At 72.2% G+C, this 13,360-nt stretch carries 8 protein-coding genes; 1 reads left to right on the top strand and 7 read right to left on the bottom strand.

Annotated features, from left to right (window positions below; translation table 11 throughout):
- On the bottom strand, window positions 1–1,935 hold the full coding sequence (asnB, locus tag J8J14_RS10200; RefSeq protein WP_209379394.1) for an asparagine synthase (glutamine-hydrolyzing): 1,935 nt from the start codon (window positions 1,933–1,935) through the stop codon (window positions 1–3).
- 162 nt (window positions 1,936–2,097) lie between these two features.
- Here asnB and J8J14_RS10195 point away from each other — a divergent pair, with 162 nt between their 5' ends.
- Window positions 2,098–2,250 carry a hypothetical protein gene (locus tag J8J14_RS10195; RefSeq protein WP_209379513.1) on the top strand — a complete coding sequence of 51 codons (153 nt, stop codon included), beginning with the start codon at window positions 2,098–2,100 and terminating at the stop codon, window positions 2,248–2,250.
- Here J8J14_RS10195 and J8J14_RS10190 read toward each other — a convergent pair.
- The 6 genes from J8J14_RS10190 to prsK form a co-directional block, all read right to left on the bottom strand.
- The gene (locus J8J14_RS10190; protein WP_209379393.1) at window positions 2,231–3,184 is read right to left on the bottom strand and encodes an NAD-dependent epimerase/dehydratase family protein; all 954 of its coding nucleotides are present in this window, start codon (window positions 3,182–3,184) and stop codon (window positions 2,231–2,233) included. The genes J8J14_RS10195 and J8J14_RS10190 overlap by 20 nt on opposite strands.
- A gap of 209 nt (window positions 3,185–3,393) precedes the next feature.
- Window positions 3,394–5,592, bottom strand: a complete 2,199-nt coding sequence (locus J8J14_RS10185; RefSeq protein WP_209379392.1) for a hypothetical protein — start codon at window positions 5,590–5,592, stop codon at window positions 3,394–3,396.
- The gene (locus J8J14_RS10180) at window positions 5,589–6,884 is read right to left on the bottom strand and encodes a glycosyltransferase (RefSeq protein WP_209379391.1); all 1,296 of its coding nucleotides are present in this window, start codon (window positions 6,882–6,884) and stop codon (window positions 5,589–5,591) included. Before J8J14_RS10180 ends, J8J14_RS10185 begins: the two co-directional genes overlap by 4 nt.
- A 156-nt stretch (window positions 6,885–7,040) precedes the next feature.
- Window positions 7,041–9,842 (bottom strand): XrtA/PEP-CTERM system TPR-repeat protein PrsT, encoded by a 2,802-nt coding sequence (gene prsT / locus J8J14_RS10175; protein WP_209379390.1) that lies wholly within the window; start codon window positions 9,840–9,842, stop codon window positions 7,041–7,043.
- An 8-nt stretch (window positions 9,843–9,850) separates the two neighbouring features.
- Entirely contained in the window at window positions 9,851–11,248 is a 1,398-nt protein-coding gene (prsR, locus tag J8J14_RS10170) for a PEP-CTERM-box response regulator transcription factor (protein ID WP_209379389.1), read from the bottom strand.
- The gene (gene prsK / locus J8J14_RS10165) at window positions 11,245–13,323 is read right to left on the bottom strand and encodes an XrtA/PEP-CTERM system histidine kinase PrsK (protein WP_209379388.1); all 2,079 of its coding nucleotides are present in this window, start codon (window positions 13,321–13,323) and stop codon (window positions 11,245–11,247) included. Before prsK ends, prsR begins: the two co-directional genes overlap by 4 nt.
- Between the last annotated feature and the right edge of the window lie 37 nt (window positions 13,324–13,360).

Raw genomic sequence — 13,360 nt, 5'->3', positions numbered from 1 at the left:
TCAGGCCGGCTCCGGCACGGGGGGGCGCTCGGAGGCCACGTGGCCGGACTCCTCCAGCAGGAAGCCCTCGAGCACGAGAAGCTGCCACAGGGCCTGGGAGTGATCGGCCCGGCCCGAACCGTGCTCGTCGGCGAGCCGAGCGAGCGCTGCTCCGTCGAACAGCCCGCTATCCAGCATCGCCGAGCCCGTCAGCCGTGCCCGCACCTCGGCGGCGCTTGCCCGGAGCGGAGCGGAGATCCCGGCGGCGAAGCCGCGCTTGGGTGCCGCAAGATGCCGGGGCGGCAGCATCGGAGCCACCATTTCCCGCAGGACGTGCTTGCCCTGGCCGCGGTGCAGCTTCATCCGGGCCGGCAAGGCAAGCGCCATCTCGACGAAGCGGTGGTCGAGCATCGGCGCCCGTAGCTCGAGCGAGTGGACCATGCTGGCCCGGTCGGTCTTCACCAGGATATCGCCGGGCAGGTAGGTCTGCAGGTCCACATAGCCGGCGGCGAGCAGCGGGTCGTCCTGATCGCACTCCTGCATCAGCGCGACGAAACGGTCAGAGGGATCATAACCGTCCAGCGCGGCGCGGAGCGGTGCGGCGAGGAGCGCATGGCGGCGCTCCGCATGCAGCTTGCAGACCGTGCGGTAGTAACCCACCGCGCTGTCCAGCGAGATCTCGGTCAGCGTGTTCTTGGCCCGGAGCCAGCGCGGCGCCCGGTCCAGCTTCGGATACAGACGGGCCAAGCCCCCGAGCACGCGCCCGCGCAGCGGCGCCGGAACGCTGTTGCGCACCGCTTCCGCCAAGGCATGCCAGCGGTGCCGCCGGTAGCCACCCAGCAGCTCGTCACCACCGTCCCCCGACAGCGCGACGGTCACATGCCGCCGGGCCAGGGCGGAAACGGCGAGGGTGGGGACGGCCGAGTGGTCGCCGAAGGGCTCCCCGAAATGCTGCGCAACCTCGCGGGCCGCGTCCAGCCAGCGGGCCTGCACCACCTCGGTGCGGTGCTGGGCGTGGCAGAGCTCCGCCACGCGAGCCGCCGCCTCGCGTTCGTCGGCTTCGCCCTCGAACCCGATGGTGAAGCTCTCGAGCGGGGCACCGGACTGCGCGGCCCGGGCGCGGGCGGCCAGCGCCACCACGGCGCCGGAATCCACGCCGCCGGACAGGAAGGCGCCGAGCGGCACATCCGCCATCATCTGCCCGCGAACCGCCTGGTCGAGGCAGGCCAGCAGCCGGTCCCCGGCATCCGGCCCGAAGGAACCCACCTGGGTCGGCGGGCTCCAGTAGCGCTGCGGGACGAGCCGCGTTTTCTTGCCCCGGCACAGGAGCATGTAGTGCGCCGCCGGCAGCCGCCGGATCCCGGCGAAGATGGTGGCCGGGTCCGGCACGTAGCCGAGGGCGAGGTAGTCCTCGATCGCCTGCGGGTCGAGGCGGCGGGATACCTGCGGCAGGACATGCAGCGCACGGGCTTCGGAGGCGAAGGCCAGGGAACCGTCCGGCAGCTCTGCGTAATGCAGCGGCTTTTCGCCAAGGCGATCCCGCGCGAGCAGCAGCTCGCCGCTCCGGCGGTCCCAAAGGGCGAAGGCGAACATGCCGACCAGCCGGTCCAGCACACCGGGGCCCCAGGCGCACCAGCCGTTCAGGATCACCTCTGTGTCCGAATGGGTGTCGAAGCTGTAGCCCTGGCCCTCAAGTTCGCGGCGCAGGGCATGGTGGTTGTAGATCTCGCCGTTGAAGACCGTGACAACCATGCGGTTGGCCACGCTCATGGGCTGTTTGCCGGCTGCCAGGTCCACGACGGCGAGCCGGCGATGCCCGAGCCCGAGATGCGGCTCCAGATGCGTGCCCCCGCCATCGGGGCCCCGATGGCGGATTGCCTCCGCCATGGACCACACCGTCGCGCCGTCAGGAACGACCGGACGGTCCGGGTGGAAGATACCGACGATCCCGCACATCAGAACGCCTCCTTCTCACGGACCTGCGACCGGGGAGCCTGTGGATAAACCGGCAGACTTAATTGGTGTTTACACGGAAGGGTGTAGTGGGCACGGTCCTGCTGCGGAAACCCTAGGGACTCGATGGACATCCGGATTGGACCGATGCGGGTCGGAGAACAGTTGAGGAGCACGGAGGACGCGGTGCGGCAGGAGGCGCTCAGCGCGCCGGTCGCGCGGAAACGCCTGCGCAGGCTCCCCTGGCCTGCCGCGGCCCTTGTGATCCTTGGGCTTTCCGTCCTGTTCTGGGTGGCCATCATCGGGCTTCTGCGCTGACCAGGGACTGCGGCTGGCGTGAGCGCATCCAGGCAATGACCTCGGCCAAGCCGTCGAGGAGCTCCGGGGTTGCGCCAAGTCCCAAAAGCGCGTTCGCCCGCTCGGCGGACCCGACCGAGTGCCGGATTTCCCCGGGCCGCGCTGGCCCATGGACCACGCGGGCACTCACCCCCGCGGCCTTCGCGACGCATTCGGCCAGTTCCAGAACCGATGTCGGGCGGCCGGTGCAGACATTGGCGACCGGCGCCTCCACCGATGCGGCGTCCGCGGCCGCGAGCAGCGCCGAGACGACATGGCGAACCGGCACGAAGTCCCGGGTCTGCTGCCCGTCGCCGTAGATGGTCACGGTCTCACCCCGGTCCAGCCTGTCGCAGAAGATCGAGATCACGCCCGTATAGGGGGAGCGGGGGTCCTGCCGCGGGCCGAAGACATTGAAGAAGCGCAGCCCGAAGGTCGGCACCCCGTGCACCTCGCCGGCCGCGCGCGCATGCAGCTCGCAGCCCAGCTTGTCCGCGCCATAGGCCGAAAGGGGCCGGGTGGGCGCGTCCTCCGTGATCGGCAATGCGGTGGGCTGCCCATAGACGGCGGCGGATGAGGCATAGACGACCGGAACCCGGCGCGAGCGGGCGGCGTCCAGCACCACGATCGTGCCGGTCAGGTTCGCGCGATGCGTGCCGAGCCAATCCTCGGTCCCGCGCTGGACCGAGGCGATGGCCGCCAGATGGAAGCAGGCGTCCACTCCCTCCATCGCGCGCCGGACCGTCTCCGGATCCGCGACGTCGCCGCAGATCAGCTCGGCGCCGGGCGCCAGGTTTTCCTCGAATCCGGTCGAGAGATCGTCGAGCACCTTCACGGCATGCCCCTGTGCACGGAGCGCGGCGCAGAGATGCGAACCGATGAACCCGCATCCGCCCGTGACGAGGAAAACGGCCATATGTATCAACCCTCCGACGGCATGGAATCGCGCGCGGGAACGCGCCGGGCACTGGGCCAGCTACATAGCGTCTGCGAACGACGATGGCGGTAGGGCAGGCGATCAAGAAGCGGGTACCGCCCTCCCTGCGGCCGGATGCGGCTGCGCAGGCGTTCGAAAGAGCGCTGCTGGGCCAGGCGATCTGAATTCGGGGCTGATCCGGCCACGGCTCAGCCTCCGCCCGCCGAACATCGCGGCGCGCGGGCCGACACGCGCGCGAAGTCACGCGGCACGATGTTCAGGGTCGGAATGCGGGCGTGCGACTGCGTGTCGGTGAAGGGCGCGCCTGCCGTATCCAGCCACATGAAAGCGCGTCGCGCCTGGGCGTGGTCGAGCGCGTCGCTCAGCTGCGCCAGGGACTGCAGGGCAAGGCGCCCGTACTCGCCTCCGCTGGTCGCCCAGCCATCTCCGTTGGACAGGCCGCGCGCGCGCGTCTGCTCGCCGATTTCGGCCCAGCTCCTGTAGGGCCGGGGGTTCCGCTCACTGAGGGGAACCAAGGCCAGGGTATAGGCGACGCCGTCATGCGGCGCGAAGCCGCGATCGCCGGCCGTGAAACGGCCGACGACGAAGTTTGCCATCCATGCCAGCATGGCACGCGCGTCGTCATTGCCGCGCCTGGCGGCCGCGGCGGCGGCCGCGACGAGGTAGTCCTGCTGCCAGGGGGAAGCGTCACCCCGCCGGCCGTAGCCGGAGGGCGGCCACCAGCCATGCACCTCGCCCTGCAACTCGGTGAGTGCCGGAATCTGCTCGCGCATCCAGGCCCAGTTCGCCGTGGTGATCTCCCGCAGATAAGGCGCCATGGGGTCGTCGTCGGGGCTGATCCAGGCGGCCTCGTCCACCGTGCGGATTCCCCAGGCGGCGCTGCGGACCTGCCTGTTGTGCATCAGGTTCAGGCCGACGATCCGGCCGCTCCATCGCCGGTCGTAGCGGTTGGCCGGCCAGTTGGAGGTGACGTTCCAGGCGGCCTGGGCCTGCAGATTGTCCAGGAAGGCCCGGCGCCCGGTGAGGAGGTAGGGCACATAGGAGAGGGAGGGCTGGTGAGCCGCGTCCTCAATCCAGCCGATGTCGCGCGGTACTGGCTGGGCGAGCGTATAGGGCGGGCGGCCGCCACGGACGTCCGACCAGAGCCGCGGCCAGCGCTGCGCATCCAGCCATCCGCCCGAGCCATCCGCGCCACCTGCCGGATCCCAGTAATGCCAGGGAACGGCGCCCGCGGCCTCCGCCTGGTCGAGAACGAAGGCGCCCGCGCGCGGGTCGCCGCTCACCAGCCAGCTTGCCTGCCAGCCCGTCACGGGCCCGAGGTCGAAGCGCCCGCCGGTCGTACGCATGTCGCGGGTGATGCCGCGCGCCGCGAGCGGCTCAGACCATTCCGGCGCCTCGCGCTCCTGCGCCAGCCGGGCCAGCAGCGCGGCCTCGGCACCGGTGGACTGGTCGTAGCGCGGAATGGCGGCTGCATCGGCGAGGTAGGGAACATCCGGCCGCAGGATAGGCATGGCGGGTGCTGGCCTTGCTCCGGCGGCCCCGCCGACCAGCCTGCCCCAGGCCTGGTACTGCCCGTGTTGCAGCGGCCCGGCCCGCAGCGCCTCCCGCCCGTCGATCACGAGGCGAACGGCGTAGTGCGCGCTTCCTCCGCCCGGGCGCATGGCCGTGTCGTTGCGAAGCCAGGCATCGACCCAGAGCGTGCCATCGGCCCGCACGGACACATCGGCGACCACGCGTAGCGACGCGGCGCCTACCACCGCCTCCGGCACCGGAAGGGCCACACGCCATTGCAGCGCGAGCGGCCCGGCCTGCCAGGGCCGTCGTCCCCCAGCCTGCTGGTCGCGCAGCCGCGCGAGCAGGTCGATCGACCAGGGCGAGCCGCCCGCGCCAGGCGTGAGGGTGAGGACGGCTGAGCGGCCGGCGAGGGCAGCGTCCGCCCGGAGAGGCTGCATGGGCGCGCCATCACGCGTCAGCACCACCCCGGCTGCCTGACCCGCGGCAAGGGCGGGCAGAGCGAGGGAGACGAGGCCGAACCGCGCGGAGCCGTCCGGGTGGCGCGTGGTCACGTCGAGCTGTGCGGGCACGCGCGTTCCGTTGCCCATCCTGGCGCCGAGTGTCGCACTGCGCGGCATATCCCCGGGTCGGAAAGCCTGCCCGATCACGGCAACGGTCCCGGCCGGCGAACCGGCCCCTTCCAGGAGGAAGCCGGTGATGTCGCCGGGCCGGTTGGCGCAGGGGAGGGGGCGCGGCAACACCACATTGGCCGGCGCCCTGACCGATGTGGCCGGGGCCGCCGGGCGCCGCTGCGCGGAGGCGCACCCTGGCTGGAAGGCCATGAGCAGACCGGCCCCGGCCAGGCCCATGTTCCGGCGGGTTATCCCGGTCATGCGCGATTTCCCAGCACACGGCGGAAGAGCGCGAGCTGCCCGGCCGTCGTCTCCTCCCAACCGAAGCGCTCGGCGTAGTGGCGCGTGGCGGCCCGGTCGGGCGGGTTGGACAGCAGGCGCCTCACGCCCGCCGCGATGGCCGAGGGTGTCGCCTCGTCCAGGACCAGCCCTGCTTCCGGAGCCGCCACCGCCTCTCGCGAACCCCAGGCGGGGCTGGCAACAACCGGCGTGCCGCAGGCCATGGATTCCAGCAGCACATTCGCCCAGCCCTCGCGGCTTGAGGCGAGCACCATCGCGTCGGCGGCGCCGTAGGCACGGGGTAGCAGCGCGTGCGAGACCGCGCCCTCGAAACGCACGCGGTCGGCCACGCCGAGCCGCGCAGCCAGGGCGGTAAGGGCCGCGCGCTCCGGTCCTTCGCCCACGATCAGCAGATGATGGCCGGGCAGATCGCGCAGGGCCGCGATGACCTTGTCATGTCCCTTCCGCTCGATCAGCAGGCCAACGGAAAGAAGCAGGGGGCTGTCACCCAGCCCGAGTGATGCGCGCAGCGCCTGACGGTTCGCCGGCGGGCGGAACAGGTTGAGGTCCACCCCGTTGCGGAGGACCGTCACCTTCGAGGGCGGCGCACCGAGCGCGACGAGCCCGTCGCGCAGCCCGGCGGAGACGGCGATCAGCGCCGCGGCCCCCTGGATCGCATCGCCGATCAGGCGGCGCGGCACGCGGTGGCGCGGCAGAAGGCTGACATCCGAACCACGGGCGGTCACGACCACGGGCAAGCCGAACCGCTTGCCGAGCCAAACCGCGGCTACCCCGTCCGGGTAGAGATAGTGCGCATCAATGGCATCGAAGGCGAAGCCGTCGCGCAGCATGCCCGTGATGGCGCCGGCCGCCACGCGGTAGATCGCGTAGGGGTTGGTGAGCATCCCGAGGCCGGGTGGCGCCGGGAAGCGGGGATGCATCACCGCAATTCCATGTCGGGTCTCCAGGGCCGGGATGGCGGCCAGGGAGGGCGTGCGTCCAGGGAACCAGGGCACCGGGGCCAGCACCGTGCTCGCCGCCTCGCCGCTGGAGAGCAGGTGCCGAAGCCGGTTCTCGACGAACACCCCGTGATTGGGCTGCGCGGGGTTCGGAAAGAGGGTGCTGAGTGTGAGCAGCCGCAGCGGCCGCCGCGCGTCGCCGGTTTCCCCCGGCGGGGCGAAGGGGCCGGAGGTCGCGGAGGCGAAGGGCGAGGAAGCAGGGGCGGTGCGGATCCCGCGTTCCTCAGTGCTGAGCGGGGGGGCAAGCTGGGTCATGCGTGCACTGCCCCGGACGACGCCTGGGCACCCGGCAGACGGCGCCGGAACGGCAGCACCATCGCGCGCGGCGACACCGCGCATGGCGCGGCGGGAAGCCGCGGCGATCCCGCCAGGGCTTGGGACGGAAGGGTGGCCCCCATCTTCGCGCGCCCCTCAGCCACCCGCGCGCAGGCTCTGCGCGAGCCGCTCTGCTTCGGCCCGCTCGCTGAAGGCGCTGTTGCCGGAGATCGCGGGCTGCAGCACACGCAGCGCCTCCTCCCGCGCGCCCGTCTCACGCAGCGCAACGGCCAGGCGATAGGACATGGACGGATCCGGCGCCCCGCGCGCAGCGGAGGCGGAGACGGCCTGCCGGAGCAGCGGCACCGCCTCGGCGGCGCGGCCGGTCCGGACCCGGATCCAGCCCAGCGTGTCCGCGATCTCGGCCGTCGGCGCCATGTAGTAGGCCAGCTCCGCCAGATCCGTGGCACGGGCCAGGGAATCCTTGTCTCCACGCCCCTGCTTGAGCCAGGCGAGGTTGTTGAGCGCGACCACGTTGCCGGGCGCGCCCTCCAGGGCCAGCGTCAGCCGGCGCTCAGCCTCTGCCGTCCGGCCTGCCGCCAGGTCCAGCTGAGCCAATGCCGTGAGAGCGGGCGGGCTTGCCGGTTCGCGCTCCAGCCAGGCCGTCAGCGCGGCCGTGGCCTGGTCGAGCCGATTAGCCGCGCGCCAGGCCTGGGACTGCCGCAGCGCCAGCGCCAGCGAGGGTTCGCGGGCGTAGGCGGCCGCATAGGCCCGCGCCGCCTCCTCGGACCGCCCGGCGCCGAGCAGGACGTCCCCCTTCAGGAAGCTCGAGGCCGGGCGGGTGCCCGGCCGGTCCGCTAGCCGGTCCGCCATAGACAGGGCCGCCGGGACTCCATCCCGCCGTGAGGCGAGGGACACCATGGCGCCCAGAAGGACTGGGTCGGCCGGCCTGCTGCGGAGCCCTTCCTCGAGCAGGGCTTCCGCGCCGCGCATGTCACCGCGCTCGGCCAGCACCGCTGCCAGCCGTTGCCGTGCCTGGGACGAGGTGGGATCCTCGGCCAGGGCCGCACGGCTCGCCGTCTCCGCCTCGGCCCATTGGCCAGCCGCCGCGCGCGCTTCGGCCAGCAGCATCGGAACACCGGGCCCACGCCTTGCGCTGCGGAGCGGCGCGGATTCCAGCACGGCCGCCGCAGCAGCCGGGTCGCCGCTGCGGATGAGGGAACTCGCAAGGGCGAGTGCAATGCTCTGCTCGGCCGGATGAGCCGCCTGTGCCGCGGTGAGCACGGCCCGCGCCGAGGCGGCTTCCGGGACGCGCCGGGCACCAAGGGCCGACAGCCGCGTCAGCGCCTCCGAATTGTCGGGAGCACGGGCCAGTACCTCGCCCCAGAGGCGCTCCGCCGCCTGGCTATCGCCCGCCGCCGCCGAGAGCCGCGCGAGGCCCAGCCGCGCCGCCACCGAGTCCGGGTTCACCGCGAGCGCGCCTTCGAAGGCCGCGCGGGCGCGCGGCGCATCCAGGCGCAGGGCGTAGACCATGCCCTGGAGGACCCGTGCCGGTTCGCCCTCACGGGACTCCGGCGTGAGCTTGCTGAGTTCCTCCTCCGCCGCGCGGAGATCGCCATGCCCGAGCGCGCTGAGCGCGAGAAGCTGCCGCGCACCCGGCGCGTCCGGCGCGATGCGGGAGGCCTCCTGGGCCGCCTGCGTCATGCCGGCCGTGTCACCCACCCTCAGCCGCGCGGCGGCCAGGCGGGACAGGATGCCCGAATCCTCCGGGGCAAGTTCCGATGCGCGCGTGAAGGCTTGCACCGCCTCGCGCCCCCGGCCCATGGCCGTGTGTGCCCGGCCCAGCAGATCGAAGGCCGGCGCGGATGCCACGCCCCGCGAGGTGAGCCGCGTCAGGGTTCCTGCGGCGGCATCGGGCCGGCCCCCCTCCATCTCCATGACGGCCAGCAGCAGGCCGCCATTCACATCCTCGGGGTAGCGGGCCACATGGCGGCGGGCGGCATCCTCGGCCTGCACGGTCTGGCCCATCGCGCGCTTGACCCGCGCCTGGACCAGCAATGCGCCGGGGATGTTGGTCAGAGCGCCGCCCAGGCGCTGCAGGTCCTCGTCGGCGCCGCGCCAGTTCTCCGCGCGCGCCGACAGCAGCGCCCGCATGTAGATCGCGCCCGGGCTGCCCGGCGAGGTGCGGAGTGCCGCCTCGACGTCGGCGCGGGCGGCGGCGTCCTCGCCGAGCGCCATCAGGGCCTCCGCGCGTTGCAGGCGCGCCGTCAGGTGCCCCGGGCTGGCCGTTACCAACCGGCCCGCAGTCTCGGCCGCGCCCCGCGCATCCCCGCGGCCGAATTGCAGCGCGGCCTTTCGGAGCAGGGCCTCGGCCGCGCCCGGATCAATCGCCAGTGCGCGATCGACTTCCGCCTCCGCACCCGCCTTGTCTCCTTCGGCCAGCTCTATGACAGAGGCTGCAAGGCGTGCATCCACCAGATCCGGCGCGCGGCGCACCGCCTCGGCCGCGGAGCGACGGGCATCGTCGCGCTGGTTGAGCGAAATCTGCGCCATCGCGCGGGCGGCCATGATGCGACCGGCCAGGGCGGCCGGCACATCCTCGCCCGGCGCAGGGAAGTCGTTCAGAAGTTCCCGGAACCGGTTGCGGGCCACATAGGTCCGCAGCAGCAGCGCCGTTCCCTCCGCGCGGTCGTAACCCGCCTCCATCGCGGCTCGGATCTCGCGCTCCGCCGCGTCCGGCTCGCCCACATCCAGGCTGGCCTGCGCCAGCGCGGCCCGCAGCGTCGCCGAGTTCGGCTCCGCGCGCACCGCGTTGCGAAGTTCGATCTGCGCGGTGCGCAGCTCGCCTCGCGCCTGGGCCGCGCGCGCGCGCTCCAGCGAGGCATGGGCGGGCGCCGCGGCGAGCAGCGTGGCGCCGAGAAGGAGGGTGGCGGAGAGACGATGGCTGGGGGCGGCCATGATGGTCCTCACGTGGAACTGGAGGAGGCGGCGGCTGTGCCGTCCTCCGACCGGTTTGGGGTGATGCCATGCGTGTCGAGCAGGCTGTACAGCGTGGGGCGGCTGATCCCGAGCAGGCGTGCCGCGGCGGAAAGGCTGCCATTGGTGCGCGCCAGCGCGCGCTCCACCATCTGCCGCTCGACCCGGAGCCTTGCGGCCCGGATGTCGAAGCTGATCTCCGGATCGGGCGCAGGCTCGGCCAGTTCCAGATCCGCGGAGGTCACGAAGGCGCCATTCGCCATCAGCGCGGCGCGCCGGACCCGGTTCTCCAGCTCCCTCACATTCCCGGGCCAGCGATGGGAGGAAAGCGCCGCGAGCGCCGAGGGATCGAAGCCGCGGAGGCGCCGGTTGAACGCCCTGGCATTGTGGGCGAGGAACCAGCGAGCCAGCAGCGCGACGTCATCCCCGCGCTCCCGCAGCGGGGGAATGCGGACTGTCACCGCGTTGAGGCGGTAGAGAAGGTCGGAGCGGAACCGGCCGGTCGCTGCCTGCTCCTCCAGCGGCTGGTTCGTCGCCGAGACGATGCGTGCATCCACGCGGATGGGCGTGCGCCCGCCAACGCGCTCGACCACGCCGTCCTGGAGGAAGCGGAGCATCTTGGCCTGGAGGCTGGCCGGCATCTCCCCGATCTCGTCGAGGAAGAGGGTGCCGCCATTGGCATTCTCGAACTTGCCCGGCACCTGCCGCACGGCTCCGGTGAAGGCGCCGCGCTCATGCCCGAACAACTCACCCTCCATGAGCGATTCGGGGATGGCGGCGCAGTTAATGGCCACGAAGGGCCCGCTGGCGCGGCCGCCGATCTCATGCAGGGCGCGGGCGAGGGCCTCCTTGCCCGTGCCGCTTTCGCCGAGAAGCAGAACCGGGATGGAAACGGAGCTGAGGCGCTCGATGGTCGCGCAGACCTTCAGCATTCCCTCGTCCGCGGTGATGATCCCCCGGATCGCGGAGGGACGGGCCGTCATCGCCAGGCGGAGGTTCTCCTCCTCCAGGTCATGCAGCCGCAGCGCGCGATCCAGGACCGTGCGCAGGACGGCGATGTCCACCGGCTTCTCGTGGAAGTCGGCGGCGCCAAGGGCAATGGCGCGGAGCGCGTTCTCGCGCTGGCCCTGCCCGCTGGCCACCACAACCGGTACGCGCGGCCATTCGCGCCGGATCGCCTGCAGGGTGGCGAAACCTTCGCTCACCCCTTCCGCATCAGGCGGAAGGCCGAGGTCCAGCAGGACAACAGCCGGCTGTTCGCGCCGGGCGATCGCCTCCGCGCTGGCCTGGTCTCCCGCCAGGAGCACGCGGAAATCCGGGAAGGCCCATCGATACTGGGCGGCCAGGCCGGGGTCGTCCTCAACAACCAAAAGCTTGGGCCGGCTCATGCGTTCACTGCCTCCGTCCGGGCGCATCCCGACCCGGGAAAATCTAAGTTATGCGCGGCGGCGGGGGCCGACGTCGCCTCGGGCAGGACGAGGCGCATCGTGGTGCCCGCACCGGGCGCGGTGATGGCCAGCAGGTCGCCGCCCGCAGCACGAACGAGGTTGCGAGCCTGCCAGGCTCCGATTCCGCTACCCCCGGGCTTGGTGGTGCTCAGCGGCCGGAACAGGACCTCCTGCACGAAGCGGTCCGTCATGCCAGGGCCGCGGTCCACGATGTCCAGCACAAGGCGCCCCCGTTCACGCCCCAGGCGCAGGATGGCCGCCGCCTGCGGCGGTGAGGCCTCCAGCGCGTTGTCGAGCAGATGCGTGACCGCGGATTCCAGGCCATCGGTGGACATCGCCACCACCGCCTGCGCATCGCGCGATGTCTCGATCTGGAGCTCGACCCTGCCTTGCCGCGAGGCCGCAAGCCGGCGGAGAAGCGCGACGGGATCGGATGACCCCGTGCGTGCGCCCATCGACGGCCGCTCCTCGTCCCGCAGCCGCGCGAGGAGTGACTTCATGCGCGACGCCGAGGCGCGCGCGGTCAGCAGCAGATCCTGCTGGAACTCCGGGTCCTGGAGATTGTGTTCCGCATTGGCAAGAAGCATCTCAAGCCCGCTGCAGGCCGTCTTCAGGTCGTGGGAAACGAAGGCGAAGCGCTGCGCATAGGCCGCCAGGCGCTCCCCGTCGGCGAGGCGCTCGGCGCTGCGGCGCTCGGCGAGGAACATCGCCACTTCCCGCCCGAGAGTCCGCAGCAGATCCAGAACCTCTTCGTCGAGAGGGAAGGGGGCACGCGAGGGGGCCAGCATGACGACGCCGAGGAGGCCATGCTCCCCGTGCAGAAGCGGCACAGCGAGCGCGAGCGGGCCGCAGGCGGCACGCAGCTCCCGCGCGGCCTGCTCGTCAGCCGCTCCTTCGCCGATCTCCAGAACACGGCCAGGGTCGCCGAGCGCCGCCAGGAGAAGGTCGCCATTGAAGGTCGTGATCGGCTGGCTTCCCAGGTTCCAGGAACCGGCCCATTCCAGCGGCGCGACGGTGGGCCCGGGCTCATCGGCCCGCCGGAGCAGAAGCAGGCCCGCGGGCGAATCCACGGCGTCGGCGATGGCCCGCACCGCGCGGACCGTGGGGTCAACGCCGGGCGCGGAAAGCACCGCCACGCAGCGCAGCCACTCCCTGCGATAGTCGTAGCGGTCCGCGAAGAAGTGGTCGACGACAAGGCGGCGCAGCCGCGAGCGGACGGAACGGGTGCTGAGCGCCACCACCAGCCCCATGAGGGCGGTGGCCAGGAGCCCCGCCTCGGCGGCTTCTCCCCAGGCCAGGCCGAGCTTGCGGAGCGTACCGCCGAGGGCGCCGACCCCGAGCAGGAAGCCACCCGACACGATCAGGGTCGCGCCGTGGAAGACGACCTCGCGCGAAACCGGAGAGTCCGTGCGCCAGCGCCGGTTGCGCGCCGCCGCGAGCGGAAGCAGTGCCAGGGCAAGTCCAGTCAGGCCCGCACGCGCGTCCAGCAGGGCGGGAGAAAGACTCCCTGACAGCGCTGCGCCCGCGTAGAGCACCACCTCGAAAATCGCGAGGCCGCCGAGCGCGATCGCCGGCAGGTTCACGTGCCAGCGCGCGGATTCGTCAGCGTTGCGCCACAGGTTCTCCGCCAGGAGCACGACCGAGAGGGCGAGGGCGACGCGCAGCGGTGCTGCGACGAATTCCATCTGTGGCGCCAGCGATGGCAGCACCGCGATGACGGAGAGGACGGTCAGGGCTGCCGCAGCGGCTCCCAGGCCACGTGCCAGGCGCGCCGCGCCCGGAAGGCGCCGGCACAGGGAGAGCAGCACCGCTGCCCAGGCGCCGACGCGCACGGCTTCCATCACGCCACTCAGGAGCGTGTCGGGCCAGATCGCCACACTGGCGGCCCAGCAGGCCGTGACGGCGCAAGCCAGGGTGGAAACCCCGGCCCGCCCCTTGCGGAGCAGCAACAGGGTCCAGGCCAGGCAGGCGGCCGCACAGACGGCGTGCGGCCAGAAGGCGCCTGCGCCGTTCATGAGTGCTGCAGCTCAGCACCGAAGCGGCGGGCGGCGC

The organism is Pararoseomonas baculiformis, from assembly GCF_017813395.1.
Classification (GTDB): domain Bacteria; phylum Pseudomonadota; class Alphaproteobacteria; order Acetobacterales; family Acetobacteraceae; genus Roseomonas; species Roseomonas baculiformis.
The sequence above is the reverse complement of the archived record's forward strand: the minus strand, read 5'-3'. Positions and strand labels throughout refer to the sequence as shown.

What these genes read in the sequence shown, in the direction of transcription:
- asnB (WP_209379394.1), bottom strand. Translation starts at nt 1,935, where the DNA reads ATGTGCGGGATCGTCGGTATCTTCCACCCGGACCGTCCGGTCGTTCCT.
- J8J14_RS10190 (WP_209379393.1), bottom strand. Translation starts at nt 3,184, where the DNA reads ATGGCCGTTTTCCTCGTCACGGGCGGATGCGGGTTCATCGGTTCGCAT.
- J8J14_RS10185 (WP_209379392.1), bottom strand. Translation starts at nt 5,592, where the DNA reads ATGACCGGGATAACCCGCCGGAACATGGGCCTGGCCGGGGCCGGTCTG.
- J8J14_RS10180 (WP_209379391.1), bottom strand. Translation starts at nt 6,884, where the DNA reads ATGACCCAGCTTGCCCCCCCGCTCAGCACTGAGGAACGCGGGATCCGC.
- prsT (WP_209379390.1), bottom strand. Translation starts at nt 9,842, where the DNA reads ATGGCCGCCCCCAGCCATCGTCTCTCCGCCACCCTCCTTCTCGGCGCC.
- prsR (WP_209379389.1), bottom strand. Translation starts at nt 11,248, where the DNA reads ATGAGCCGGCCCAAGCTTTTGGTTGTTGAGGACGACCCCGGCCTGGCC.
- prsK (WP_209379388.1), bottom strand. Translation starts at nt 13,323, where the DNA reads ATGAACGGCGCAGGCGCCTTCTGGCCGCACGCCGTCTGTGCGGCCGCC.